Here is a 25,674-nt window from a genome sequence, read left to right as displayed (position 1 = left end):
ATTAGTTTTGGGTGATGGTATATTTTGCGGTGAAGTTGAGCGGAGTGCGTACGTAGGCTTTGAGGGTAGCACATTGACTGCCTTCTCCTTTCCCGTATGGTCGTATGGTATAGGCCCCCACGGCGGCCGGCACAATGAACGTCTCGGCGTAGTGCACCACAAACGGTTCAAAGGCGTGGGTAGGGCTCTCCACAAGGGCTTCGGCTCCTTCAATCAGGTTCAGTACATTGACCACTCCATTCGTGTCGTGCGGCACTTTGCTGGTGAACCAATGTCGGCGGGTTTCGATAAAGGAGCCCTCGTGTAGTCCCGTTCTTTCTTCGCGCCAGCCCTCGCCCTCGCCTACTGGTTCCACCTTGTTCAGGATGTTCTCCTGGGTCCATTGGGTGGTTCGGTCCCATTGGATCACATTTTTACCGTGTTCTAATGATATAGGTCGTGGTTTACCGTCTAAGCCCATTCGGCCCCAGTCCCATAACTTGAAAGTGAAGATGTAGGGAGTGGCACTGATCTCCAGCACCACACTGTTCGCACCAGAGCAATGCACGGTGCCTGCGGGAATGAGCACGTGGTCATGTTTTTTGATAGGCCACTTCTCCACGTGATTTTCTGCCTCAAAGTACTGCCCCTGGGTTTGGGCGGCCTCCAATTCGTGTAACATGAGTTCCGGCACTACATCTTCTTTCATACCCAGGTACACAAAAGCATCCTCTTTGGCCTCCAGCATATAGTAGCTTTCATCCTGGGTGTAAGGCATTCCAAATTTCTCCTGGATGTATTCGGTCAGGGGGTGCACCTGTAAACTTAAGTTGCCGCCTTCCATGGTATCCAGAAAGTCGAACCTGATCGGGAATTCATCGCCAAACGCTTCGAACACCTCCTTGCCCAGCAATTCCTCCGGATGAGAAAAAACCAGATCCAGCGAAGGCACTTCCACCACGTTTTCCCCGAACCGATAGAGCAGGCTGTTCTCCTCTGGCACACAGTCAAACCCCCAGGCAAAATTCACCTCAGACCGGTCCAGATCCACGACCTCTTTCAGCCACTGCCCTCCCCAGGGCCCTGGGTCAAAAAAAGGCACTACCCTGAATGGCCGGGTGATGGTTTGCTGTAAAGCCTCTTGGAAGGCAGCCCCTGTCACTAATTTAGGGGAGTCGGGCACCGTGGTATCCAGCAGGAAATCCCAATGTCCCAGCAGGGTTTTCTTATGGCGGTCACATACCCGCCAGTCTACAAAAAAGGCTCTCTTATAGAGGTAGGAGAAGCTTTCGTTCTCGTTGCGGGCACCCAGGTTTCCCACTTTGTTCTGTCTGAACCGCAGCTGGATTTCCCAGCGGGGCATGTTGGCGTAGACCAGCAAGGTAGGTTCCTGGCACAAGAGACTCGCCCCTGTCCCTACTACTAACACCAAACCCTCTGGTACTTGCTGAATTTCCGTTATAACCGCCTCCACGCGCTGGGCATCGAAGAAATCCACGAGGTGTAGCGGAGCCATGTACCCAAACACTGGATCATCCGTGACGTACTCCTGCACCAACTCATCTACCTGTTGTTCCGACTTTAAAGCAGTAGTAGCATTGATGGTAAGTACCGGTTGCAAGTGTCTTTCAAGTGCGGCGAGCACCTCCAGGGTGTCTACCCCATGGTAGCATTCTACTACCACCACTTGCTTTGCCTCTGCCTTTTCTGCCATTTTCTGCTGAAGGGTTTGGCTAATCTTCTCCCAGCCAGCCACCGCTGTATGGCCTTCCATCTTAATCTCTGGAAACTTATCGTAGTTTGATTTTTTCAAAACCTTTTAATTTTGGTGTAACACTAAGTAACCTGCTCCCAAAAGAGCTGCACTATCAAAAGATGAGGCGGCACGTACCTCTACTTTTCCCCAGGGGGTCCAGGCTAGTTGATGGATCTTTTCCTGGAGGTAAGGGAGGATGTAAGCACCACTGCCCATGATGCCTCCTCCTACCAGCAAGACTTCGGGGTCATAAGCGTGAATGAGGTTGATGGCGCAGGCAGCCCAGACATCAAGGCACTCATCGCGCATCTGCAGGGCAAGCGGATCTTTTTGCTCAGCCCAGTGAAAAAGGGCGGCAAAGTCTATTTTGGGCTCTCCCTTCAGTTTGCTTTCAGCATAGAGTGGCTGGGCTTTCACTTTCTCTTCTAGGCTCCAGCTAGAAGATTCCACCTCCACACACCCCATGTTCCCACAGTTACAGCGTCCGCCAAAGACATTGACGGTGAAATGCCCCCCCAAAATACCAGCCTGATAATGGCTGCCCCGCAACACTTTCCCTTCTATGACCGCAGACGTTCCCACCCCGGTTCCTAAGGTCATGAGCACGACATTCTCCATGCCTTGGCCATTGCCATATTGCCATTCTCCCACCAAGGCGGCACGTGCATCATTCTCAAGAATCAAGGGCAATCCCCAGGACGCGCGGGCCCAAGAGGTAAAATCAATCCCCGGAGCATCCCCATATTTTTTATCGATGGAGAGTACCTTCTTCTTTCTGCTATCTACAATGCCGGGAATAGAAATTCCCAGGCCCGCAATGTCTACTACGTTTATCCGTTCCACATCCAGCAGTTCGTCAATGGCTTGTTTGATGTAGGGCAACCTTCCTCTTAGACCTTGGTCTGAATAAGCGTCCATCTGTGCTTGGGCCAGAATGTTCCCTCCTTGGACTAACCCCAACTTTATCTTAGTGCCACCCAAGTCCATGGCTATGGTGATCGGTTCAGTCATCTTGAAAGCCTTCGATGAATAATAGTTGTTCTGAGGAAGATTGGGATTCAGATCCCGTTCCCGCTGAGGTATAGGAAACAGGTAATGCTTGGCCGATGGCACTACTCCCGATTTGGCCAAGGGGACCAGGGTTTCCAGCGTGCCTGTGCGGGCCAGGTCAAACCACCGCTGCCCCTCGGCTACAAATTCATGGGCTCTCTCCTTTAGAAGAGCAGCACGCATCTGCTCTTTGGTGAGCCCCACATAATCTGGCACCGAGGCACGGTAGTCAGCGCCGTCAAAACGGGCTCTTTTGCGCACCATGTTGATGTACTCATGCGCCAAGACAAGATTACCCAGTTCATTATTCGCTTCTGCGTAGATTAAGAGAACATCAGCATACCGCAGAATGGGGAAGTCATTGGCCGAACCATTGCCTTTCGGTTCAGAGGCTCGGTCCCAGTACTTCTGGATATAAGGCCTGATGGGAGTAACGGCCCCGCTTCTATTCACATACTGGGTCAGAAAAGTAACTTCCCGTCGGCGGTCATTGAAGTCAAAGGAATTGTACAGGTGCATGGTAGGAATTTGCCAGCCTTGGGCATTCTCTACGCCTTCGGCGCTTAGTTCATTGGGGAGGAGCCGGACCTGAAACTGGCCCACCTCCCAAAAACTGATAGCTCCTCCCTGATCGCCGAAACCAATGGAGAAGATGGCTTCCTTGCCGTTTCTGTTCTCTAATTTGAAAACCTGTGCAAAATCTTCCCAGAGTGCATATTTGTTTAAGTCAATGACTTCCTTGGCTTTTTTGGCAGCATTGTCCCAGTCTTTACGGGTTAAGTATACCTTGGCCAGCAGCGCTTTGGCAGCTCCTTTGGTGGCACGGCCTTTCCCATTTCCGGCAGGGTAATCCAGCGGAAGGTTTTCAGCTGACGTCAGGTCTGAAATGATCTGAGCATAGATTTGGTCAGGGGTAGAGACGGCTGGGGTGAGAGGTTCTACTTCCTTCGTAAGCAAAGGGATATTGCCAAACATGCGCACCAGGTTAAAATACAGCAGCCCTCTCAGAAAACGGGCTTCATTGACGAGCCTGTTTTTCAGGTTCTCATCCATTGAAATACCCGGAATGCGTTCAATGGCAATGTTGGCTACCGTGATGGCCTTATAATGCATCGCCCAGATTTCCAGCAAGGCGGCGTTCTGCGGACCGTGGGTAAAGGTGGCCAGTTGATCCAGGTCTGGAGCGAAAATCTGGTTGTTCAGCAACTCGTCTGAGGCCAAGCCCGCAGTTACCCAAAACGTACTATGGTAAACCCCCGCAGTTGAACCGGTACTGGTTGAGTTCAAGTAACCGTACACCGCGTTTACGGCCGCAACAGCATCGTCTGCATTTTGGTAAAAGTTGGTAATAGCCACCCGGTTCTTGGGATTTTCCTCCAGAAAGTCCTGGCAGGAAGGCAGCGCCAGCACCGCCAGAAGGGCCACGGTCGCTTTTTTCATAAAAGAGAGGTATGTCTTCATCTTTCTTCCTTTTGGATTAAAAGCCAATGTTCACGCCAACCAGGTAGGTCTTCGCCATGGGATATCCGCCCCGGTCAACTCCAAAGATGGCCGTGTTCTGCCCAAACGTGTTGGCTTCGGGGTCGTAGCCGGAGTAGTCGGTATGCGTCCATAGGTTGGTGGCACTGGCGTAGACTCTGAGGTTCTTCACCTTTATTCTCTGGGTTAGGGCGGTGGGTACCTGATAGCCCAGCGTTACATTCTTCAGGCGGATGTAAGAAGCATCTTCCACGATGTTGGACGAAAAAATGCCATTGTCCAGACCGCCCGCGGCCAGGGCCCTAGGGTTTTCATTGCTGGGGTTGGCAGGGGTCCAGCGATCTAAGGCCGCTTTTGCCAGCACATTGGTCTGCCCGTTGAAGTTCTCCAGATCAAAGAGGTTCAGGTTGGCCATCTTGTTTCCCTGTGATCCCTGGAAAAAGAAACTCAGCTCAATGCCTTTGTAGGAGAAATTGTTGGTGATCCCCCAGGTGAAATCTGGCTGGGCACTGCCCAGGATAGTGCGGTCGTTCTCATCAATGACCTTATCACCATTGATGTCACGGTATCTGCGGTCTCCGGCGCGAGCCCGTGATGCGGGATTTGAGGAGGTGGCTTCCTGCCCTTTCAAAACCGGGCTGGTTCTGGCCTCTTCATCTGATTGGAAAATGCCATCAAAAATATAGCCGTAGAAGGTTCCTACTGGTTCACCTACCCGCAACAGGGTGCCGCCGCCCATGAGAATGTCTTCCTCGCTGTTCAGGTTCGTGACCTTGTTGCGGTTCACCGAGAAGTTAACCGAGGTGCGCCAGTCAAACCGGCCGCTGGTGTTGATGGTTCTGAGGTCCAGTTCCACTCCCTGGTTCTGGATGTTGCCCACATTCAATACTGTCGCATTGAATCCGGTGGTGTATGGAATTGGCGTAGACAACAAAAGGTCTGAGGTCTTCTTGTGGTAATAATCTGCCGTTAGCAAGATCCGGTTGTTAAAGAAGGAGGCATCTACCCCAACATCAAACTGGGCGGTTGTTTCCCATTTCAGGTCTTTGTTCGCATAACTGAGCGGTTCTCTACCAGTATATACTTCCGTACCATTGAAGATGCCTTCGCCGTAGGGTCCCACCAAAGACAAGGATTGATACGGTGGGATGGCCTGGTTGCCGATGATGCCGTAGCTGGTTCTTACTTTCAGATCAGAGAGAAAGGTGAACGGCTGGAGAAAGGCTTCGTCTGACAGACGCCAGGCAAGGGCCCCGGAGGGGAAGAAGCCGTACTGTTTCTCGGCGGCAAACTTAGAGGAACCGTCTACCCGCCCCGTAAGGGTGAAGAGAAAGCGGTCAAACAGCGTGTAGTTGGCGCGCCCCAGATAAGACACCATGCTCCATCTGGACTCTCCGCTGAAGGGTTTCTGAGGCAGCAGTCCCGCGGAAATGTCATGGTAGCCGGTTCTGGCATCCGGAAAATCAAAGGAGTAGGCCAGCAGGCTTTCATTGTTAAACTCCTGCAGCGTATACCCTAAGAGAAAATCCACCACATGATCTTCATTAATCACGGGTTTGTAGGTGAGGGTATTTTCATTGAGCCAGGTGAGGCCGGTAACGGTGCCAATGGAGGCTTCGCCTTTACTGGCTTGGGTTCTTTTCAGGAAATTTGGGCCGAACGCATTTTCTTTGGAGGAGAACCCGTCTATCCCAAAACTGGTTCTGATCTCCAGATTGTCCAGGATTTTGTACTGGGCATACACGTTGCCCAGGATTCGGGAAGTCACGCCGTAGGAGGTAAACTCATTGACATCTGCCACCGGGTTGCCCAAGGTCTTACCTAAATAGCTCCCACCCTTGTTCTCAAAGGTATAGCCGCCCGGCTCACTGACATTGTACACCGGCAAGATAGGGTTGAACTGCAGCGCCGCCGATGTCACGCCTGGCACAATGGTCTCCGTAGTAGTTAATACCCCGGAAGAAGTGATGCGGGCGTAGCTAATGCTGTTGCCTACTTTCAGTTTAGAACTGAGATCACGGTCCAGATTAGCCCGGAAAGAATAGCGCTTGAAATCTGAGTTCTCTATAATTCCGTCTTGGATGAAATAGCCGCCCGTGATGGCATATCTGGTTTTCTCGTCTCCGCCGGAGAATGAGAGCTGATAGTTCATGATGGGGGCAGTTCTGAAGATTTCATCCTGCCAGTCAGTCCCCTCGCCCAGAACAGACGGGTTGTTGTAGAGGGGTGTCTGCCCGGCATTGATCTTGGCGTCATTCACCAGATGGGCGAATTGCTCCGCGTTTAACACATCTAATTTATTGGCCACCTGCTGCACGCCGTAATAAGTATCAAAGGAAACGGTACCCGTGCCGGATATCCCGCGTTTGGTGGTGATCAACACAACCCCGTTGGTACCGCGTGAACCGTAGATAGCCGTAGCCGAGGCATCTTTCAGCACCTCAATTGACTCAATATCATTGGGGTTGATGGTAGACAGGGCACTGATGCGGGGACCAAGGTTTACGCCAACGGACATGTCATTGCCATCGCTGCTCACCAGCATGCCATCTATCACATACAAGGGTTCATTTCCGGCATTGATAGAGCTGGTGCCCCTGATCCGGATGGAGGCCTCCGCCCCTGGTTTCCCTGAAGTCTGGGTAACCTGTACTCCCGCTGCCCTTCCCTGTAGCGCCTGATCAAAGGAGGTAGTGGGCGTGGCCAGCAACTCTTCTGATTTCACACTCGCAACCGAACCGGTTAAATCACTTTTGGTAGTGGTGCCGTACCCAATCACCACCACTTGCGAAAGTTCCTGACTGTTAGAACTCAACACGACCGACACATCCGTTTGGTTCTTCACCTGAATCTCTCTCGTGACGAAACCAATGTAAGAGAATACCAATACGGCTTCATCAGTGGGCACTGTAATGGAATACTCTCCCTGCGCGTCCGTAGAAGTACCGGTAGTAGTACCTTTAACGGAGACACTCACCCCCGGCAGAGCCTCGTTGCCATCACGGGAGGTGACTTTTCCCTGGATGGTTCTTCCTGCGGTATTCTGCAACACCACCAGGTGGGAAGCAGCTTTTGCCTGCCCGCCAACAGCACAGTACAGACTGCACAGCAACCACGAGAGAACCAAAAACTCTTTGCTTTTTCTCATCATATGTTTTAAAACAGGTAGCTAATTAATTCTAACAATTATGTACATATGTTCATACATAGTGTAAGACAAACTATGTAGAGGCGTTTCAAGGCTGTAATCTGAAAAGGATGCTGAAAATAGATTCCGCTCTTTCCCGTACGGCAAAGGGTGAGAAAAATCACCCAGATGACGTGGCACCGGTAAACAGCACTGTGATATGTCGTTAAAAGCTCCCTGCCCGGCAGGAAACCTCTTACCCTCTCTCTATCTCTATGGTGTAAGTGAACTTATCAGCCCGGTAGAACCCCAGGTTGTACTCAATAGGTCGCCCCCCCGGGTCACACACCACCCGCTTCCGAAACAGAACCGGATCACCCACCGGTATCTGCAGTTTCTCAGACAGTTCCTTATCGGCTAAGATGGCGCTGATGCCTTCTTTGGAAACGGCGGCAACGGTGTGGTACGTTCTTTCCAGCATGTCATACAGGGGCTGGGTAAAATCCTCTTTGCCGGTCAGGCCAACCCTGGGGTGGAAATATGAAATGAATAAAACTACCGGGCCCGTGTCAAGCCCGCGCAGCCTTTCCAGCTTCACGACTTTTGATTTGCGCGTTATATTGAAGAGCCTTCTAATCTCCTCATCTGCATCTACCAGACTAGCGTCCAGTTCATAGTTGCGAAAGGTGACTCCCTTCTCCCCCATCTCATGGGTAAAGCTGGACCACTTATCTAATTTCGTGGTGATGTTGTCTTTGGCGACGGTGGTGCCCACGCCTTTTTTGCGGACCAGCAACCGTTCAAACACCAATTTGTTGGTGGCTTGGCGCACCGTATTGCGGGAGATGCCTAGTTGCTTGGCCAGGGCCACCTCATTGGGCAACAACTTCCCTTCCTGGTACTCCGGATTCTTTATCAGATCACGCAACAGATCCTCTACCTGTAAGTGGAGCGGGATAGCACTGCCGTGATCGATGTTAAAAACCTTCATACCTGGAATTTAGCTTATGTCTATATGTCCATACATATTCAATGATCTAAAGGTAGAACAAAAAAAGATATTTCCTAAGCATTTCAATTATTTTTAAAAATTTTCTAAAACAACATTGTTTATCAAGCTCAACAATACGAAAACTGCAACTACACCACAGATTCATGTGCAGTGGAGTTACTGAAAGGCGAGAAATTGGCAAAAGTTCTGCAAGTACCCCATAACGCAAACTTCAAGTTAGATGCATTGACTGCTGCCCGCCTCTGTAGGTGGGAAGGAACGCTCAAGGGAGTTTTTCCGTTTTAAAGGCCACTTTAGCCAAAACGGGCTAAAAACGCACTTCACAGTTTTTTATGCACTTAGAAAAAGATAGCGGCGCTGCTGTCCTTTTGATGGTGAGAGATAAACTCCAGCTACCCGACCAACAAAGGCAACCCTAAGCTAGACCGGTGTGATCCGATTAGACTGACGGAAGTCTGCTACCTCACCCCTATTTCGTTTATTCTACTTTCTCGAAAAGGAAGCTGAAAACGCGATTGTAGGCTGTGTCTGAAGGTCTTTTGGGTAAGGTGATGGTTTTCAGTTCATCGGTGATCTCTATCTCGCCGGAGTACACAGTATTGCTTCCCTTCTCCGGTGTCTCTACTTCAGTGAGTATCTGAAATTCTGAAGCACCCTTGCCCTCCTGTGCGAGTTAACCCCAAACTTTTCTTCTGCCGTTCTGGAACAGGCACAGTATCAGAGGTTCGTTGTTTCAAGCCATTCAGAATCCAGGACTGAATAGAGGAGGAGGTCCAAAAATTCACCATTCACCCATTCGGCGTGCCGAAGGACTCCTTCTTTGGTAAAATCCAGTTTCTCAGGAATCGCCTGGCTTTTCAGGTTCGCTGCCGCTGCTTTGATCTCGATGCGGTGTAAACCCAGCTCCTCAAAGCCATACGTAATCAGCTTTTTACAAGATCTGGTGATGATTCCTTTCCCCTCGGCATTGTTAACCAGCCAATACCCAATGGAGGCGCTCCTGTTCTGCAGATCTAGATGATGAATTCCTATTCTGCCCACCAGCACGTCTTCTAAGAGGATCACAAAGCTGACTTCTTCCTTTTGCTGGTAGCGCAGTTCGCAGGCATTGACATAAGCGGTCACCTCCTCTACAGATCGCATAAAAGGCACCCACGGCAAGAATGTGGCGAGATGTGCTCTGTTGTTCTCAATAGCGGCAAACAAGGCGGCTGCGTGTTTTGCGGCGGTTAACTCCAGCCGCAGGTCGTCGTCTAGGTGGATGGTCATCACTGCTTTTTAGCTGCCGAAAGTGGCTTGTAACGAAACCAAAGATCATAAAAAAAAGCCCTACTAGGAGGGCTTTTTTTGAAGTCAATCGATCAGGCTTTACTTTCCAATAATTGGGCGGCGGCTTCGTCCACTAACCAGAGCGTTTCCCCGGATTGCGGCTGAATCAGCTGCGATGGGTACAGTTCCGGATTCGGTTCCCCTTCCAGGACTTCGCGCAGGGCTTTGGCTTTCTTTTCCCCGAAGGTCATGAACACAATCTTTCTGGCGGCGTTGAGGCAAGGCGCGGTCAAGGTGATGCGGTACATGGACTGCGGCTCCAGGTAATAGGCCTGCACCCACTTTTCCTTTTCGTGCAGCACCGGCGTGCTTGGGAATAGCGAGGCGGTATGGCCGTCATCGCCCATGCCCAGTAAAATCAGGTCGAACTGGGGCGTGGCGCCGTCAAAGACGTTTAGGAGCTGTTTTTCGTAAACCTGGGCAAAAACCTGGGGCTGTTCGGTGCTCCACATGGGGTAAATATGGCTTTTGGGTACCGGCACGTGGTGCAGGAGCATCTCGAAGGCCATTTTGGCGTTGCTGCGGTCATCGGTGAGGGGCACCCACCGCTCGTCTCCCCAGAACACGTAAGTCTGTGCCCAGGGCACCAGGTCACGGTAAGGAGCCTGGGCCAGCAGTTTATACAGCTGCTCCGGCGAGCTGCCCCCGGTCAGGGCCACCACAAACCGGCCGTTTTCCTGAACGGCTTCCTGAGCGGCTTGTACAAAGATTTCCACCGCTGCCCTGCTGAGCTCCGCAGGTGTTTTATAAACCTGGATCATTCCGTTTGTTTTGTTTAGCTGCCTTTTTTCTGACCATGGAAGAAATTTGACACGGCCCAGGTGTGTCCTTCGCGGGCAATCAGGGCCTCAGCATTCTCAGGGCCCCACATGCCGGCCGGGTAATTGGGGAACTCCAGCGACGGACGCGATTCCCAGGTTTCCAGAATGGGCGTGATCACCTCCCAGGCGGCCTCCACCTGGTCAGAGCGCATGAACAGCGTGGCATCGCCCTGCAGGGCATCCAGCAGAAGGGTCTCGTAGGCTTCAGGGGTTTGGGTGGAACAGGTATCGTAGTCAAAGACCATCTCGGCGGGCGTCAGCTCCATCTCCAGCCCCGGGCGTTTGGCGGTAAACCGCAGCCTAATGTCCATCTCTGGCTGGATGTTGATGGTGAGGCGGTTAGGTAGCACGTTCTCAGACATGGTACTGGCAAACGTGGAGTGCGGCACCGGCCGGAACTGCACGGTGATGTTGGAGGTTTTCTCCTGCATCCGCTTGCCGGTGCGCAGGTAAAACGGAACGCCCTGCCAGCGCCAGTTGTCCAGGTAGAATTTCACGGCGGCGTAGGTCTCGGTGTTGGAGTCTGGGCTAACGCCGGGTTCCTCACGGTAGCCCGGCACCTTCTTGCCCTGCTGCCAGCCCGGTCCGTACTGGCCCCGAACGGCGTAGCGGGTCACTTGCTCGTGCGTCAGGGGCCGGATGGCGCGCAGCACATCAGCTTTGCGGTTCCTGATTTCCTCAGCCTCAAACGATACCGGCGGCTCCATGGCTACCATGCACAAGAGTTGCAGCAGGTGGTTCTGGATCATGTCGCGCAAGGCCCCGGCTCCCTCGTAGTAGCCGCCGCGGTCTTCCACGCCCACTTCCTCGGCCACGCTGATCTGTACCGAGTCAATGTAGTTCCGGTTCCAGAGCGGCTCAAAAAGCGCGTTGGCGAACCGAAACGCCAGGATGTTCTGCACCGTTTCCTTGCCCAAGTAATGGTCTATCCTGAAAATCTGCCTTTCCTGGAAATGCTGGGTCAGCAGTTTATTCAGGCGGCGGGCGGTCTCCAGGTCTTTGCCGAACGGTTTCTCCACGATGATGTGGTCGCGCTCCACGTCATTGGCAATTTGAGCGTTTTTCAGGTTCACGGTGACCGTCTCAATGAACTGCGGCGCCACCGACAGGTAGAACAGGCGGTTGGCGCGTAGGCCCCAGGCTTTGTCCAGAGAATCCAGGGTAGCGGCTAATTTCTGGTAGGCCGCGGCATCGTTGATATCAGAGCGCAGGTAGAGGATGGACTCCTGGAAGGCTTCCCACTTCTCCTTTTCCGGCTGACCCGTGCGGGAGAACTCCGTTACGCCATCATACAGGTGCGTGCGGTAATCTGGGTTGCTGTACTCAGAGCGGCCCAAGCCGATGATGGCGAATTCCTGGGGCAACCAGCCCGCCAGGTACAGGTTGTAGAACGCCGGCAACAGTTTGCGTTTCGCTAAATCGCCTGTCCCCCCAAAGATCACGACAATGGTGGGTGCTGCTTTCTTAGCTGATTTCATAGAGAATAAGTTAAAAGTTTTCCGGGGCACAGGAGGCCGTTTTGGGCCTCGTTTGGCAAAAACACCCCGGAAATAAAACTGAAATAAACGTCAAAAAGTAGAAAGGGAGATTAGTCCCACTGCGTGTGGAAGATCCCCTCCTGGTCAATGCGCTCATAGGTGTGCGCCCCGAAGTAATCGCGCTGGGCCTGGATCAGGTTGGTGGGCAGAGTCTCGCTACGGTAAGCGTCAAAATACGCCAGCGAGGTCATAAGCCCCGGCACCGGAATGCCTCGGTCGATAGCCATTTTCACCACGTTCCGGAGGTCCTCCTGCCGGTTGACCAGTTCCTGCCCGATGGTGGGGTCCAGCAGCAGGTTGGGCAGCTGGGGGTTGCTGGAATACGCCTTGCGGATATCTTCCAGACAAGTCGCCCGAATGATACAGCCGCCGCGCCAGATTTTGGCCACTTCTTCTAACTGCAGGTCATAGTTGTAGGTGGCCGAGGCCACGCGCAGCTGCACCAGCCCCTGCGCATACGTCACCAGCATGGCAAAGTAAAACGCGTTTCTCAGCTGATTTTCCAAAACGTGCCATTCTCCGGCGGCTTCACTACCATTAGCTGACGTTCCGGCCAGGCTTTGAGCCGCCTGTACCCGCTCCTCTTTGTACGCCGACATGTCGCGCATGGTCACCGCGATGTCTACCGTGGGCAGCGGCACTTGCAGGTCCATGGCGTTCTGGGAGGTCCACTTGCCGGTTCCCTTCTGGCGGGCGCGGTCTGAGATGAGGTTCACCAGGCGCTGGCCAGTCGTTTCATCGGTCTTTTTCAGAATCTGGCTCGTAATCTCAATCAGGAAAGAATGCACCTCGCTGCCGTTCCACTCCTCAAAGGTGCGCTGCAACTCGTCATCAGAGTAGCCCAGACCGCGTTTCATCAGGTCGTAGGTCTCCGCGATGAGCTGCATGATGCCGTACTCAATGCCGTTGTGCACCATTTTCACGTAGTTCCCCGCCGATCCGTTGCCCAGGTAGGCTACGCAGGGCTCGCCGTCTACTTTGGCCGCCACCGCCTCAAATATAGGGCGCAGACGCTCGTAGGCTTCGCGGTTGCCGCCCGGCATCATGCTGGGACCGAACCGCGCGCCTTTCTCGCCCCCGGAAATCCCCATCCCGAAGAAGTGGATGTTTTTGTCTTCCAGTTCCACAATGCGCCGGTTGGTGTCTGGGAAGTAGGAATTGCCGCCGTCAATGACAATGTCGCCGGGCTCCAGGTAAGGCACCAGGCTGGCGATGGCGGCATCCACGGCCTTGCCGGCGGGCACCAGCAACATGAGCGCGCGCGGCTTCTGCAGCGACTGCACAAACTCCTCAATGGAAGTAGTGCCTTTCACGTTTTTGCCGGCATCCGCCTCGGCCTCCAGGGCCGCCGCTTTCTGCGGGTCCAGGTCCAGGCCCATCACCGAGAAGCCGTGGTCGGCAATGTTCAAAAGTAAATTCCGGCCCATAACTCCCAAGCCCACCATTCCGAAGTCAAATTCCATACTGGTCATGTCTATATTTTTTATAGTAGATACGAAACGAGATACGCGTTTATGGGGCTAAACTTAACCTTATTTCTCTAAAAGAGAATCATCCTCGGCGGTAGGCAGCCCGATTAGCCCAGATAAGCGTTTGATCTATTGGGGGAAATACTTCCTTGAAAGGACCTCCACCCGCCCCGGAAGCCTCCTGCTTTGGGCCTCTTTTCCGGAAAACACGCCCAAAGCGGCGCAAAATGGATCCTCTCCAAGCCTTAAGCTGGCGGAGTTCTATGTCCGTTTGTCCATCCGTTCGGAGTGGTATGCTTTATGAAAGCAATCTTCCTGAAGAAAGGACTTGATGATCTGGCTTGGTGTACCGAGCCATTGAACGAAGCGAAGCTAGCTCCTACTGTAAGTGAAACCGCGTTTTCAGCGGCTTTTCTGAAATGGAGGCAGAAAATGCTGGCGGCATTCTTTTCATTCTCGTAATCAAGTTAGCAGAAGCGCTTTATATTTTATATATTTCTCAAAAAATAGCTCGCTTTACAGGTCCTTCTTTATTCTACCTGTACAAGAAGCCGTTTCCTGAAGTAGCTTCCCTTTGGATGTGCATGGGAATAGAAGTAGAATCATAGGGGCTGAGATCAACCCTGAGGTTATCTCTCGATTCACTACACGACCTGAAACTTTACCTGTCACTTCGTCCTTTCGGGTAACAGGGGAATAAACGACACTCTCGCACCCGCTCAGGTGCGTACCTCCTATCACCTACCAAACAACCTCGCCGCAAAGGCAGCGAGATTGTTTTTAATGCCAACGATGGCATGAATGGCAAAAAAGTTTACAGGAATGCTCCTGTGAGTTGGTTCTAGCTAATGTAGATACTTGATAGTGAATCAGAAACGAAACATCAAAACTTCAGACTTGAAATAAAAACATTAGCTAAAGGGCAGGAACATGGGAAGTGTGTTTTAGGCCTTTTTTGCTCAAAACAACCTTAAAACAAGCGTATGTACCAGCATCCAGTTACCTGCTGATAAGAAAAGTAGAAGTAGTCACTCAATTTCATCACCTATGGCAGAAAGCATTTGAAAATCTAATAAAGCCACCAGCTTCCCCTGTCGAGACTTGCCTGGTGGATGTGTTTCGAGGCTGTATTCAAGAAATCGGCCTTAAAACGGGTAGAAGTCTTGTTCCTCTGAACAGGCTTGCCTTTTTACTTTCACTCAATTATAGCATCATTTCCTTAACTCAGTAGCATGATCAAATCTTTACTTGCAGCTTTTTTTCTGGTCTTTACCTTGAGCACTTTGCCCGCGTTGGGCCAGAACAACACGCCTCCGTCCTGCGTGATCACTATGCCTCATAACAACGCGTATTTTGAGGCCGGCAAAGCCATGACCATTCTGGTGTATGCCGCCGATTTTGGAGGAAGTTTCGCCAACGGCACCGTCTCCAAGGTGGAATACTTTAACGGAACGACCAAGTTGGGCGAGGCCACCTCGGCCACCAACAACACCTACTCCTTTGTCTGGTCTCCGTTGACCGCCGGCACTTACACCATCACCGCCAAAGCCACCGATAACCTGAATACCGTCAGCACCTCGGCGGGCGTGATGGTGACCGTGGGCACCACGCCGGCCCCAAGCCGCGGGCTGAGCGCCTGCAAAGGCAAATACCTGGGCAACATCATCGCGGGCAATGTACCGGCCAACTACATGAACCTCTGGAATGGGATCACCGCCGAGAACAACACCAAATGGGGCGTGGTGGAACCTTCCCGCGATGTCATGAACTGGAACGGCGCAAACGTGGCCTACAACCAAGCCAAAGACAACCACCTGATGTTCCGGTACCATGTGTTGGCCTGGGGAAGCCAGTTTCCTGCCTGGGCCATCAATCCCAACAACAACAGTCTGTTGCTTTCGCCCGCTGAGTTTCAGGCCGAAATGGAAGAATACATGGCGGCCGTGGCGGCGCAGTTTCCCATGGGCATTGACCAGATTGATGTACTGAACGAAAACCTGCGCACGCATGCGGTGGCCACGCAAGCCTTTAAAAACGGCCTGGGTGGCGAAGGCACCACCGGCCATGACTGGATCATCTGGCTGTTCACCAAAGCCCGGCAGTACTTCCCCAACTCCAAACTCATCCTGAACGACTACGGCCTGGAGAACGACCTGCCCGCTATCAGAGAACAACTACAGGTGCTGAAAGTGCTGCGCGACCGCAACCTGGTGGACGGCTTCGGGACGCAGGCGCACGAGTTCAACATCAACACCCTTACCGCTACCCAGCTGAAAAGTGCCCTTGACCTGATGGCCACCTCCGGGCTGCCCATCTACGTGACCGAGCTGGACATTTCCGGCGATGACAGCCAGCAGAGAACCCGCTACCAAACCTTGTTTCCGGTGTATTGGGAGCATCCGGCCGTGGCCGGAGTTACGTTGTGGGGTTACGAGTCCGGCAAAACCTGGAAGACCAACACCAACCTGCTCAACGCTTCCGGGCAGGACAGACCCGCCATGACCTGGCTGAGACAATATGTGGCCGGCAGACCAGATGTGGGCTATCCGTTCTGCACCCAGCAACCGGTGGTGACCGGCATTGACGACGAAATCAGCACCACTCCTTCATCGGTTTACCCCAACCCCACGGATAAAGACTTCACCGTGGAGGTCAACGGCCGGTTCAGCTACCAACTCTACAGCAGCACGGGCTCTTTGGTGGAAGCGGGCACCGCCACTGAAAAGCTAAAGCTGGGCGCAAAACTGTCTCCAGGCTTCTACACCCTCAAAATAAACCACCGCGACACGGTGAAAACGTTCAAGCTGATCAAGAACTAGGGATGAAGCGGGAATACGTTTCGTAAGCAAACCAAAGCACCTTTTGCTGAACAGCGATGGGAAAGATCCGCCAGGGTTCTTTTCCGTCGCTGTTCTGTTTTAAGGCTACTTTTCAGAAAAGGGGCCGGAAACGCTCCTGTGGCTTTGCTGCTGTTTTCTGCAAAACACCGCTAAAACAGAAATGGAGAGAAGTTGAGAAAGCTGGTTGTCAGGACTTCAGTTTTCCCGTATGCCTAAATGAAACCAGATGGACAGGAACATGGCACGTATCTTCATCACGGGCTCAGCCGATGGGTTGGGCAAAATGGCGGCGCAACTTTTAGTAAAAGAAGGGCATGAAGTGGTGCTCCACGCCCGCCATAGGCAACGGGGGCAGGAAGCTTTAGCGGCCGTTCCCGGAGCGTCTACAGTAATTACCGGTGATCTGTCCAGCATAGCGGAGACCAGCGACGTTGCCCGGCAAGTCAACGAGTTGGGCCGGTTAGATGCAGTGATCCATAACGCCGCCCTGGGGTACCGCGAGCACCGCAAAGTGTCAACCGAAGACGGACTTCCGCAGGTTTTTGCGGTGAACAGCCTGGCCCCTTACCTGCTTACCTGTCTTATTGAACAACCTAACCGATTGGTCTATCTCAGTTCGGGGTTGCACCAGAGCGGCGACATCAGCCTGCACGATCTCACCTGGCAGAAGAAAACCTGGAGCGGATACAGCGCCTACGCCGATTCTAAACTGCACAATGCGCTGCTCGCCTTCGCGGTGGCGCGCAAATGGCCGCAGGTGTTGTCCAATGCGGTGGAGCCGGGTTGGGTAGCCACTAAAATGGGCGGACCGGGCGCGCCCGATAGTCTGGAAGAAGGACCCAAAACGCAGGTGTGGCTGGCCACGAGCCAAGACCCCGAAGCCTTGGTATCAGGGAAGTACTTTTATCATCAGAAGCTAAAGAATAGCCTTCCGGCCGCCCAGGAAATAGACGTGCAGGAGCGCTTCCTGGCGGAATGCGCCCGCTTGTCAGGCGTTACTTTTCCGGCGGCATAATGACGGCATTATAATGAATGAGTTTTAGGGCTACTTTCCAGAAAGGATGCTGAAAACAGACGCGTTTTGGGGCTCTTTTTTAGAAAACGAACCTGAAACCAGAGGCGCTTAGAGCACAGGATTTGGGGCCTGCGCTGTCTCTACCTTTTCCTCCACTAGATTCTTGAGTTGCGTTTCTGAGACAATCCGGCCTAGATCCGTGAGAATGCTGCCGATGTCCCGGACCGTGGCCAGTGAAGAGATGCTGTGCAGACTGTCCAGACAGCGGGACTGCTCCACCTGGGCCTGCCGGATGTGGGTTTCCAGTTGGCAGAAGTTTTCATCTGAGGCCTGGATGGTGACGCGTCCGTAGGCCAGAATGCACTCGGCGGTGGCTTTCATAGCCTGCTTTAACTGTTGCACATACACTTGCTCCGGTTGAAGGTGCTGGTCCAGTTGAATATCGGCGAGGCTCCGCCGGATGCCCCTGATCTGGATGGTGATGCTCTCCAGCTGGGTAATGCTTTCGGTGAGTTGGCTCAGGCGGGACCGTTTGTGCGTGAGCAGGAAATTGTATTTGAGGCTTTGCTCCGCCAGCTCCAGCGTTTTGCGGCAGCTCTGGGCTTCTTTGATGAGCGCATCCACCTCAGAGCGCCCCGTTTTCCGGCCGCCGCCCAGTGAATCCAGCAAACCCGCCAGGCTCTTCAGCGTGGTGGACGACAAGCTACTGTACGAGAGAATGCTGCGCTCCACGTCGGGCACGGCATTCTGGGGAACAATCAACGCATTGATGACCACCGCAATGACCGATCCCAGAACGGTCTCAATGATCCTTTCAAAGGCATAGCCTTCCTTGATCTGCCCAAAGGCCAGCACCAGCAGCGAGCTGATGGCCACCTGCGAAATAATCTGCGGACTCATCCGGAAGGCTTTGGCGATGGCCATGCCAATGAGAATGATAAAGAAAATGGAGACGGCGCCAATCACAAACCAATGCCCCAGCAACATACTCACCAGCACGCCCCCAATGATCCCGATGATCCGCTGGGTTGCTTTGTCCACGGAATCGGCCACGGTAACCTGCACCGTGATAATGGCCGCGACCGCCGCAAAATACGGGTACTCAGAATGCAGAAAGCTGGACGCGACAAACCAAGACAAGGCCGCCGCGAAAGCCGTCTTGACAATCTGGAAGGTCAATCCCAGCTTCTCTAGTAGTTTAATGAGTTTCTCCACAAGGTATTCTTACTTTTTCCAGTCCGGCAAGGTTGGTCTTTCGGGCATTATGTTTTAAAGCGACTCCGGAAACAGCGCGCACTCGTTCCGTAAGTGCCTTCGGCTTACTCTTCTACGGTAAACATTCTAAGGTAAAACTGAGTTAAAGAAAGGAGGATACCAAGCAGAGCCTTGGTACTGAGGGCATTCTTTTTCCATACAACTCCAGTTCATCTTTAACTTCTACCGCTATGCGCCTATCCAAAGAAGTACTTTACGCCGCTCTTGTTCTGGTGACGCTGGGCACCGCGTGTACCAACAAGGAAATTTCGCAGGATGATCCAGACCAGACTTCCGGCAACTGCTCTCCCCTGGAAACCCGACAGGCCAACGCTCCAGAGCAAAAACCAGCGTTTGCCGGGCAAACCCGAGCCTGCGCCATGACCTCGGCCACCGCCATTACGGTAGAGGTGATCACCAAAGGACTGGAAAAACCATGGGCAGTAGAGCCTTTGCCAGACGGTTCCCTTTTGGTCACCGAAAAACCAGGGCGCTTGCGCATTGTGTCGGCGACGGGCACGGTGAGCGAGCCCATTACCGGCTTACCGGCGGTGGATGCGCGCGGGCAGGGAGGCTTGCTGGATGTGGCGCTTAGTCCTAACTTCAACTCTAACAACACCATCTTCTGGAGTTTTGCCGAACCACGGTCAGGCGGGAACGCAACCAGTGTGGCCCGCGGCGTACTGTCTACAGACCGGAAAAGTTTGAGCGACGTGCGGGTGATTTTCAGGGCAATGCCCACCTACAACGGCACCATGCACTACGGCTCGCGCTTGGCGTTCGGGCCAGACGGCATGCTGTACGTGACCTTAGGTGAGCGTTCAGATCTGGAGATTCGGCCGCAGGCCCAGCACATGGACAGCCACATGGGCAAAGTGCTCCGGATTACCTCAGACGGAGCCGCCGCTCCGGGCAACCCCTTTACAGGACAAGCCGGAGCGCTGCCGGAGATTTGGAGTGTGGGGCACCGCAACGTGCAGTCTTCGGCGTTTGACGCGGAAGGGAAGTTATGGATTGTGGAAATGGGCCCGCAGGGAGGCGATGAACTGAACCTGGTAGAGAAAGGGAAAAACTATGGCTGGCCGCTGGTCACCTACGGCGAAGAATACTCGGGCAGCCCGGTGCCTAACGCTGTTACCGCCAAAGCGGGATTTGAACAGCCCGTGTATTACTGGGACCCCGTGATTGCCCCTTCGGGTGCCCAATTCTACACCGGAACGGCGTTTCCGGAATGGCGGAACAACCTGTTTGTTGGCGGACTCAAAGACAAATTCCTGGTGCGGCTCAAAATTGAGAACAACAAAGTCACCGGCGAGGAGCACCTGCTCAAAGACCGCAACCAACGCATCAGGGACGTAAAACAAGGACCCGATGGAGCACTTTACGTGGTCACCGACCAATCCAATGGCGAACTTTGGAGAATATCCCCTAAGCGCTGATGCTGTCCTTGGTTTTCGACCACCTCAACGCAGTTTATCACTCAAGTTTATAGGTTGTGTTTCTGGCCTCCTTTTTAAAAAGAAGGCCAGAAACACAACCTATTTTAATTTAAAGCCTAGAGCCGTTACAGAGGGGTGTCCAGATGAGAGTAGTTCACGTTTTTGGCTTGCAAACCGCCACAGACACGGTCTATTTTAAGGCTTCTTTTTAGAAAACGGCCATAAAAACGCTCGCTTGATTTTACTTCACAAAAAAAGCCCCTGAAAATCAGAGGCCCTTTTCTTGGTAAACCTTTACATTACCATTCTCCTTTATTCTTTCCGAGGTTAAAGACCCGCGAGATGTTGAAGCCAAAGTAAATGTCACCCGAGGACCAGCCGCCCGCGTTTCTGGGGATGAAGAATTTCTCAATCATACCCTGTGAATTGGTGAACATCAGCTGGAAGACGTGCCCGCCGGTCTCAATGTCAAAGCCCAGCGACAAACTGTTCTTGAACTGATCGGCCGCGCCGTCGGGCAAGAGATAGAAGTACTCGGCATTGAAAGACGTTCGTTTGCTGAGTTTGAACCTTCCACCTGCCCCCATGGCGTACACCCGGGTCTCGCCCAAACCGGTCTCTACCAGATTGCGGTGCACCACGGTGGGCGCCAGTTGCAGTGACAGCCGATCAGAGAACTTGCGGGCCACTAGCAGCTGATACGTGTAGGTAAGCCGATGCGCGAATTCAAAGTCCTTTTCTTGATCAACCCAGTCCTGGGTTTTGACAGCGGCACTGGTAAAAGCAGTGACGGTCACCGGCGAGCCCGTGGTTTTCTGTTGCAGGACTTTGTACTTCAGGAACCCGTCAAAGGTCTTCTCCAACGAACTCCTTCCCGCGCCCACCGTGAACCGATCGGTTACTCCGTACTCCAACGCCAACCGGATGGTGGACTGATCCAAGCCCCAGAAGTTGTAGGCGCCGCTGTTAAGCGTGCCAAAGCGGTGGGAGATCAGGAAAAGCAGGGTGCCGGCGCCGTTTGTTTCCACGGTATGCCCGTTGATGAGGCGGGTGGCTTTGAAGGTGGCACTGATGTGCTCGACTCGTGCGCTGTCATTTTCCTGGGCCAATTTCAGTAGATCTTCCTGCGCCGCCGCCGTAGAAATGCACCAAACGGAGAGAAAAGCCACCAAAAAGATCATCTTCCTTTCTTTCATAGGCTCTTCTCCACGTAAGGTACATACACTACATTCACAGTGATGTCAATGCGCTTGGCGATATGCTCTTTCACCAGAAACGGAATCTCGATGTTGAATTCCTGCGGGGTGACCGAGAACGTTGATTTCCCGACCATTTGCTTGTTCTTTACTTCCAGGGTTCCCTCGGTACGTACCGGTCGGTCCACGCCGTGTATGGTCAGCACTCCTTCTATCAGCACTTTGTAGAGGTTGTCCTGCGCCAGGTTCACGCTCTGGATGTTTACCACCTTGCCCTTAAAAGTGGCCTTGGGATACTTGTCTGACTCCACGTAGTTCTCATTGAAATGCTCCTGCATCAAAGACTTCCGGAACTGGAACATTTTCATGGGCACGGAAAACACCATTTCACCGGTTTTAAGGTCCAGAAAAGAAACCACTTGCTTGGTGCTTGCTTCAATGTCTTCCAGCGGAGCCTTGGAGAAGAAAGAAATGTGCCCTGTTCTGGTAAAATACCGGCTCTGCGCCACGGCAGGCGGGGAAAGACGGCACAGCAGCACTATTCCCAGTAAGATGACAGATCTGGCCATGGCTTTCTCAGTTATTGGGTGCCCCATCATCTACCCATTTCTTGATCTTGGCGATGTTGCAGTCGGAGAGTTTAGGGCCTCCCTTGGGCATGGGCGAAAACCCGGCGGCGTGCGTGATCACTCCCATCAGTTTCCCGTTGTCGGCGGCGGTTTTCACCCGGGCATAGGTATCCAGAATCATCCCTCCCTGGGCCATGGCCGCACTGTGGCAGGCCAGGCAATTGGTACTGATGATGCCTGACACCGTGCTGGAAAACGTGACGGAACCGGTATCACATTGCTGTTGCTGCGGATTATTGGGGTTGTTAGGAGTGATCTCCTCCTCTTTATCGTCTTTACAGGCGGCCAACAGCGCCAGCGACGACGTGAGCACAATCAGAAACAAGTGTACGTACCTTTTCATGGGAACAAATTTTAGGTTGGGAATCAGGATAGGCCTTGATGAAAATTGGAGGTAAAAAAGCGGTTACTGAGGTCTTACCTGCCCCCGTATCTCGCCGTTCTTGTATTGGTCGCTATGAACATTCACGTACCATAAACCCGCCAGCATCTCGGTTTCCTGGGCCTCCGTGAGCGGCGGAGTTTTGGCATTGGTAATGGCGCTGGTGTAAGGGCCATCAATGGGAATCACCACCGGGCCGCTCTTCTTCAGCTCTCCCCGGTGAAAGTGCATGTTGATGGGCGTGATGCCGTTCCAGGAGATGTTGTAGGTGATGATCTTGGTGGTTCGGTCGTAGGTTCCGGAAAACGTACCCGTAGCGGTGGAGATCACCGTGTGTTCTTCCTGATCAGGGGTCAAAGTGCTGTTCTGTAACTGAACGATGTTGCTGGGCTGATCATCATCGTCATCATCGCTGCTGCAACTGGCCAGGGCAAAAGACAAGGTTACGAATAGGCCGAAGGCCAAACGGAAAAGATGGGTAGTGGTTTTCATAAGAAGAAGGGTTACATGGGGTTTGGGAAGAAAAGTAAAGGCAAAAGCATACCACTCAGCACTTTTGAAGCGTGCTGCCCTGACGTGTCAATTCTGGATAATTCTGAGGTTAGCGCTTTATCGTATAGCCCACCGAGAAGAAAACCCCGGCGCTTGTTAGTTTCACTTTTCCGTCCCCAATTCCGCTGTAGGGGATTTTCACGAAGGGTTCTACTCCCAGGGAGAAAAACGGGGATAACGTTCGGGTATACACCAGAGACACATTCTGAACAGAGAACCAGTGCCGATTTTTATTGGACACCTCCTTGTAATAAGGATAAGAGCCGTACCCGCCGGAACCCGAACTGTATTCCTCGTGCAGCATGATGTAACTGGAGAGTCCCGCTTGCACCGCCAGGGAGTTGCGGCCTGCCTCCAGTACTCTGTACCGGAGGTTCACCGGAATGTCAAGCACCCGACAGGTAGCTTCCACCGGAGCGGTGTATGTGTAGCCATTGTTGAATGCATAATCCTCGGCTCGGGCGCTATACACCTTGTTCGCCCAGACCACCCCGCTCACCAAGCTCAACCTACGGCTAAGCGGAATACCCACCAAGAGGCCGGCATTTGCACTTACCGCGTCAGGGTCTTTGAACTTAACGGTCGTTACATCCGGGGCAAAAACAATCGCAACCTGAACAGAACTCAGAAATGCTGGTCGTTCCAGTTTATTCTGCTGGTTTTCTTCTACTTGCTTCAATGAATCCACTTGTGGTACATCTATGAAAGCAGCTTCCAGAACTTCCGGAACTAGGCTCGTCTCCTGACTTTCGCCTAATCCGCTTCTGGACTCTAACAGCGAGAATTCGTTGCTGTTTTCACTTTCTACTTCTGATCCGTTTGATCTGCGATCCTGGTCTTTATTTCTGATCGATGCACCTAACAGTAGCTTAGGTTGGGACTGTAATTTCCTTTGATTCCTTTCTACTGTGCTTCTAGGAGCTATTGAGTCTCTAGACAAAGATGGTAAAGGTTGGGGCACTCTCTTGGCAGAAGATCCAACTTGTTTCTTTGTTGCTGAAACATCCAAGGCACTACTCTTCGCCTCAAACGTATTATTTGTTGATGCTGCTTTACTTCTATTCTGCTGATTATTAGATTCTGTTTTAAAGCTGTTTTCCTCATTTTGACCTAAAAACTCCGGCTGGGTAGATGATTCCTTTTGAATTCCATCATCGCTTAGCCGCTCTGAATCTGAGTTATTGAGTTGATGGAAAGTGAAAAGACTGATGAAAGCAACTAAGCAAAGTAAGAGGATAGCGTATTTGAACCATCTGACACGTGGCTGGACTTGCTCCAACTTCTGGTCCATGGCTTTCCAGCCCTCCGGATCAAATGGTGGATCGAAGTTATCTGCAGAGGCCTTGAAAAGGCGGTCCAGCTCTTCGTCAGATATATTGTTCCAGTTCATTTACTCTATTTTTTTTTAAGACTTCCCTCAGGTTGGCTCGGGCTTTGGATAGGTTCGATTTAGAGGTTCCGGAAGAAATGCCCAGTATCTCAGCAATTTCTTCGTGGGTGTACCCATCTATGACGTACAGGTTGAAAACCGTTCTATAAGCCGGCGAAAGTTGCTGGATCAGTTCCATCAGATAGGCATAATTCAGTTCGCTTACCACGTCTGAGGCATCTGCAACTGGAGGAGCCAGTTCAAGGTCAGCAGTGTGGTAGTGTTTGAGGTTATGTCGGTAATTGTCAAGAGCGGTGTTGATCATGACACGTCTCAACCACGCTTTGAAAGGCTTCTTCTGGTCATAGTGCTTTAGTTTGGTGAAAACTTTCATAAACCCGTCGTTCAGGACTTCCCTCGCCTCTTCTGCATCCTTTGAATACCGCACACATATACTCATAGCATAGCCATAGAAATGCTGGTATAGCTTTCTTTGTGCCTCCCGGTTGTTGGTCAAACAACCCTGCACCATTGCTACAAGTATGTCGCTGTCCGTACCTATCACTGATTCCGATTTTGCGTACCCATCACGTAGTAAATTCTGGAAGGGTTGCTTTGGTTTTATAAAATATATAGATTTTATTTCACAGATTGATTAGCAAAGTAGTAGATAGGACTTGCACACCCATTTGATAGATCTATAATAGTATCTGACTCCGGGTGACTTGCAGGAGTCGGCCGTGCGCCACCAGGACGAGGGTACCCTGTTGGCCGTGGCCGCGGGCGGTAGGCTGTAGGCAGAGCTGAGCGGTTCAAGGCTGAAGAGGAGAGGAAAGTATAAAGTGAGGCTCCCTGATCATGGATCGGGGAGCCTCACTTTTGGTAAGCATGTGGGAAAGGATGAAGCCTGACAAGGGCTAGGTGAACTAATAGCTAAGAACACCTAGGGAACGAATGCTTCCACTGCAGAGACGCAGCAACTCGGCGATCACCATATCTACTCCAAAATGAAAGGGTGCCGCTACTGAGTAACGGCACCCTTTCATTTTGGACGGGTATAATGGAATAGCGGCTGTGGGATCATATGCAAGAGATAGATGAGCTTACAAAAGGCTACATTGCAAGGCTACTCACGTTTCGATGTCGTTTCCTGAAAACACGCTTGAAACACTAAGCGGTTGTTTGCCTGAGCAGAGGCAGTTACCGCGGAAGCCTTTCCGAGCCGTTCGTCTAGGTTTATGCGTTCCGGGGCTATTTCCTGAAAACCTACCTCCTTCACGTTCGCTTCCGTCCCCCTTCTCTTCCCCGGTACCCGTGTAAACGCGAACAGCCCCGCCTGTTACCAGGGGGGCTGCTCATAAGGGGGTTGGCGGCTACCTACTCTCCCGCGTGTGACCGCAGTACCATCGGCTCGGCGGGGCTTAACTTCTCTGTTCGG

At 52.4% G+C, this 25,674-nt stretch carries 19 protein-coding genes and 1 rRNA gene; 4 read left to right on the top strand and 16 right to left on the bottom strand.

Annotated features, from left to right (window positions below; all coding sequences use genetic code 11):
• Position 1: 1 nt before the first annotated feature.
• The 8 genes from H7U12_RS15305 to gndA form a co-directional block, all read right to left on the bottom strand.
• Complete coding sequence (locus H7U12_RS15305; RefSeq protein WP_241749452.1) at positions 2-1,693, bottom strand: class I mannose-6-phosphate isomerase; 1,692 nt, start codon at positions 1,691-1,693, stop codon at positions 2-4.
• A 105-nt stretch (positions 1,694-1,798) separates the two neighbouring features.
• The gene (locus H7U12_RS22475; protein WP_206683937.1) at positions 1,799-4,225 is read right to left on the bottom strand and encodes an ROK family protein; all 2,427 of its coding nucleotides are present in this window, start codon (positions 4,223-4,225) and stop codon (positions 1,799-1,801) included.
• A 37-nt stretch (positions 4,226-4,262) separates the two neighbouring features.
• The gene (locus H7U12_RS15290; protein WP_186639549.1) at positions 4,263-7,415 is read right to left on the bottom strand and encodes a SusC/RagA family TonB-linked outer membrane protein; all 3,153 of its coding nucleotides are present in this window, start codon (positions 7,413-7,415) and stop codon (positions 4,263-4,265) included.
• A 232-nt stretch (positions 7,416-7,647) separates the two neighbouring features.
• Entirely contained in the window at positions 7,648-8,382 is a 735-nt protein-coding gene (locus H7U12_RS15285; RefSeq protein WP_186639547.1) for a GntR family transcriptional regulator, read from the bottom strand.
• Positions 8,383-9,120: 738 nt separating this feature from the next.
• Positions 9,121-9,672, bottom strand: a complete 552-nt coding sequence (locus tag H7U12_RS15280; protein WP_186639545.1) for a GNAT family N-acetyltransferase — start codon at positions 9,670-9,672, stop codon at positions 9,121-9,123.
• 92 nt (positions 9,673-9,764) lie between these two features.
• Positions 9,765-10,493, bottom strand: a complete 729-nt coding sequence (gene pgl / locus H7U12_RS15275; protein ID WP_186639543.1) for a 6-phosphogluconolactonase — start codon at positions 10,491-10,493, stop codon at positions 9,765-9,767.
• A 14-nt stretch (positions 10,494-10,507) separates the two neighbouring features.
• Positions 10,508-12,031: a glucose-6-phosphate dehydrogenase gene (zwf, locus tag H7U12_RS15270; RefSeq protein WP_186639541.1), complete on the bottom strand. Its 1,524-nt coding sequence runs from the start codon at positions 12,029-12,031 to the stop codon at positions 10,508-10,510.
• A gap of 110 nt (positions 12,032-12,141) precedes the next feature.
• Positions 12,142-13,563, bottom strand: coding sequence for an NADP-dependent phosphogluconate dehydrogenase (gene gndA / locus H7U12_RS15265; RefSeq protein WP_206683936.1), 1,422 nt, complete (start codon positions 13,561-13,563; stop codon positions 12,142-12,144).
• 297 nt (positions 13,564-13,860) lie between these two features.
• Between gndA and H7U12_RS15260 the strand changes: the two genes are divergently transcribed.
• The 3 genes from H7U12_RS15260 to H7U12_RS15250 all read left to right on the top strand — a co-directional run bounded on the left by H7U12_RS15260 (position 13,861) and on the right by H7U12_RS15250 (position 17,415).
• Positions 13,861-14,022, top strand: coding sequence for a hypothetical protein (locus tag H7U12_RS15260; protein WP_186639539.1), 162 nt, complete (start codon positions 13,861-13,863; stop codon positions 14,020-14,022).
• Between the two features lie 770 nt (positions 14,023-14,792).
• Positions 14,793-16,379, top strand: a complete 1,587-nt coding sequence (locus H7U12_RS15255) for an endo-1,4-beta-xylanase (RefSeq protein ID WP_186639537.1) — start codon at positions 14,793-14,795, stop codon at positions 16,377-16,379.
• Positions 16,380-16,638: 259 nt separating this feature from the next.
• Complete coding sequence (locus H7U12_RS15250) at positions 16,639-17,415, top strand: SDR family NAD(P)-dependent oxidoreductase (RefSeq protein ID WP_186639535.1); 777 nt, start codon at positions 16,639-16,641, stop codon at positions 17,413-17,415.
• Positions 17,416-17,523: 108 nt separating this feature from the next.
• Here the strand turns inward: H7U12_RS15250 and H7U12_RS15245 are convergent, their stop codons facing one another.
• Positions 17,524-18,630 (bottom strand): FUSC family protein, encoded by a 1,107-nt coding sequence (locus H7U12_RS15245; RefSeq protein WP_186639533.1) that lies wholly within the window; start codon positions 18,628-18,630, stop codon positions 17,524-17,526.
• Positions 18,631-18,860: 230 nt separating this feature from the next.
• On the opposite strand from H7U12_RS15245, the gene H7U12_RS15240 reads away from it, so the two are divergent.
• Positions 18,861-20,108, top strand: a complete 1,248-nt coding sequence (locus tag H7U12_RS15240; protein ID WP_186639531.1) for a PQQ-dependent sugar dehydrogenase — start codon at positions 18,861-18,863, stop codon at positions 20,106-20,108.
• A gap of 299 nt (positions 20,109-20,407) precedes the next feature.
• Here H7U12_RS15240 and H7U12_RS15235 read toward each other — a convergent pair whose 3' ends face one another.
• The 7 genes from H7U12_RS15235 to rrf all read right to left on the bottom strand — a co-directional run.
• A complete protein-coding gene (locus H7U12_RS15235; RefSeq protein ID WP_241749444.1) occupies positions 20,408-21,304 on the bottom strand; it encodes a DUF5777 family beta-barrel protein in 897 nt (298 codons plus the stop codon).
• On the bottom strand, positions 21,301-21,873 hold the full coding sequence (locus H7U12_RS15230) for a YceI family protein (RefSeq protein ID WP_241749442.1): 573 nt from the start codon (positions 21,871-21,873) through the stop codon (positions 21,301-21,303). Before H7U12_RS15230 ends, H7U12_RS15235 begins: the two co-directional genes overlap by 4 nt.
• Before the next feature lie 7 nt (positions 21,874-21,880).
• Positions 21,881-22,276, bottom strand: coding sequence for a hypothetical protein (locus tag H7U12_RS15225; protein ID WP_186639527.1), 396 nt, complete (start codon positions 22,274-22,276; stop codon positions 21,881-21,883).
• Between the two features lie 63 nt (positions 22,277-22,339).
• On the bottom strand, positions 22,340-22,807 hold the full coding sequence (locus H7U12_RS15220; protein WP_186639525.1) for a CHRD domain-containing protein: 468 nt from the start codon (positions 22,805-22,807) through the stop codon (positions 22,340-22,342).
• Positions 22,808-22,916: 109 nt separating this feature from the next.
• Positions 22,917-24,257 (bottom strand): porin family protein, encoded by a 1,341-nt coding sequence (locus H7U12_RS15215; RefSeq protein WP_186639523.1) that lies wholly within the window; start codon positions 24,255-24,257, stop codon positions 22,917-22,919.
• Positions 24,235-24,768 carry an RNA polymerase sigma factor gene (locus H7U12_RS15210; protein WP_186639563.1) on the bottom strand — a complete coding sequence of 178 codons (534 nt, stop codon included), beginning with the start codon at positions 24,766-24,768 and terminating at the stop codon, positions 24,235-24,237. Before H7U12_RS15210 ends, H7U12_RS15215 begins: the two co-directional genes overlap by 23 nt.
• An 832-nt stretch (positions 24,769-25,600) precedes the next feature.
• Positions 25,601-25,674 (bottom strand): 5S ribosomal RNA (gene rrf / locus H7U12_RS23035); the annotation flags it as partial.

It is taken from the genome of Rufibacter sediminis (assembly GCF_014269285.1).
In the GTDB taxonomy this organism is placed as follows: domain Bacteria; phylum Bacteroidota; class Bacteroidia; order Cytophagales; family Hymenobacteraceae; genus Nibribacter; species Nibribacter sediminis.
Note: the sequence above shows the minus strand (reverse complement) of the source record. Positions and strands in the feature narration are given on the sequence as shown.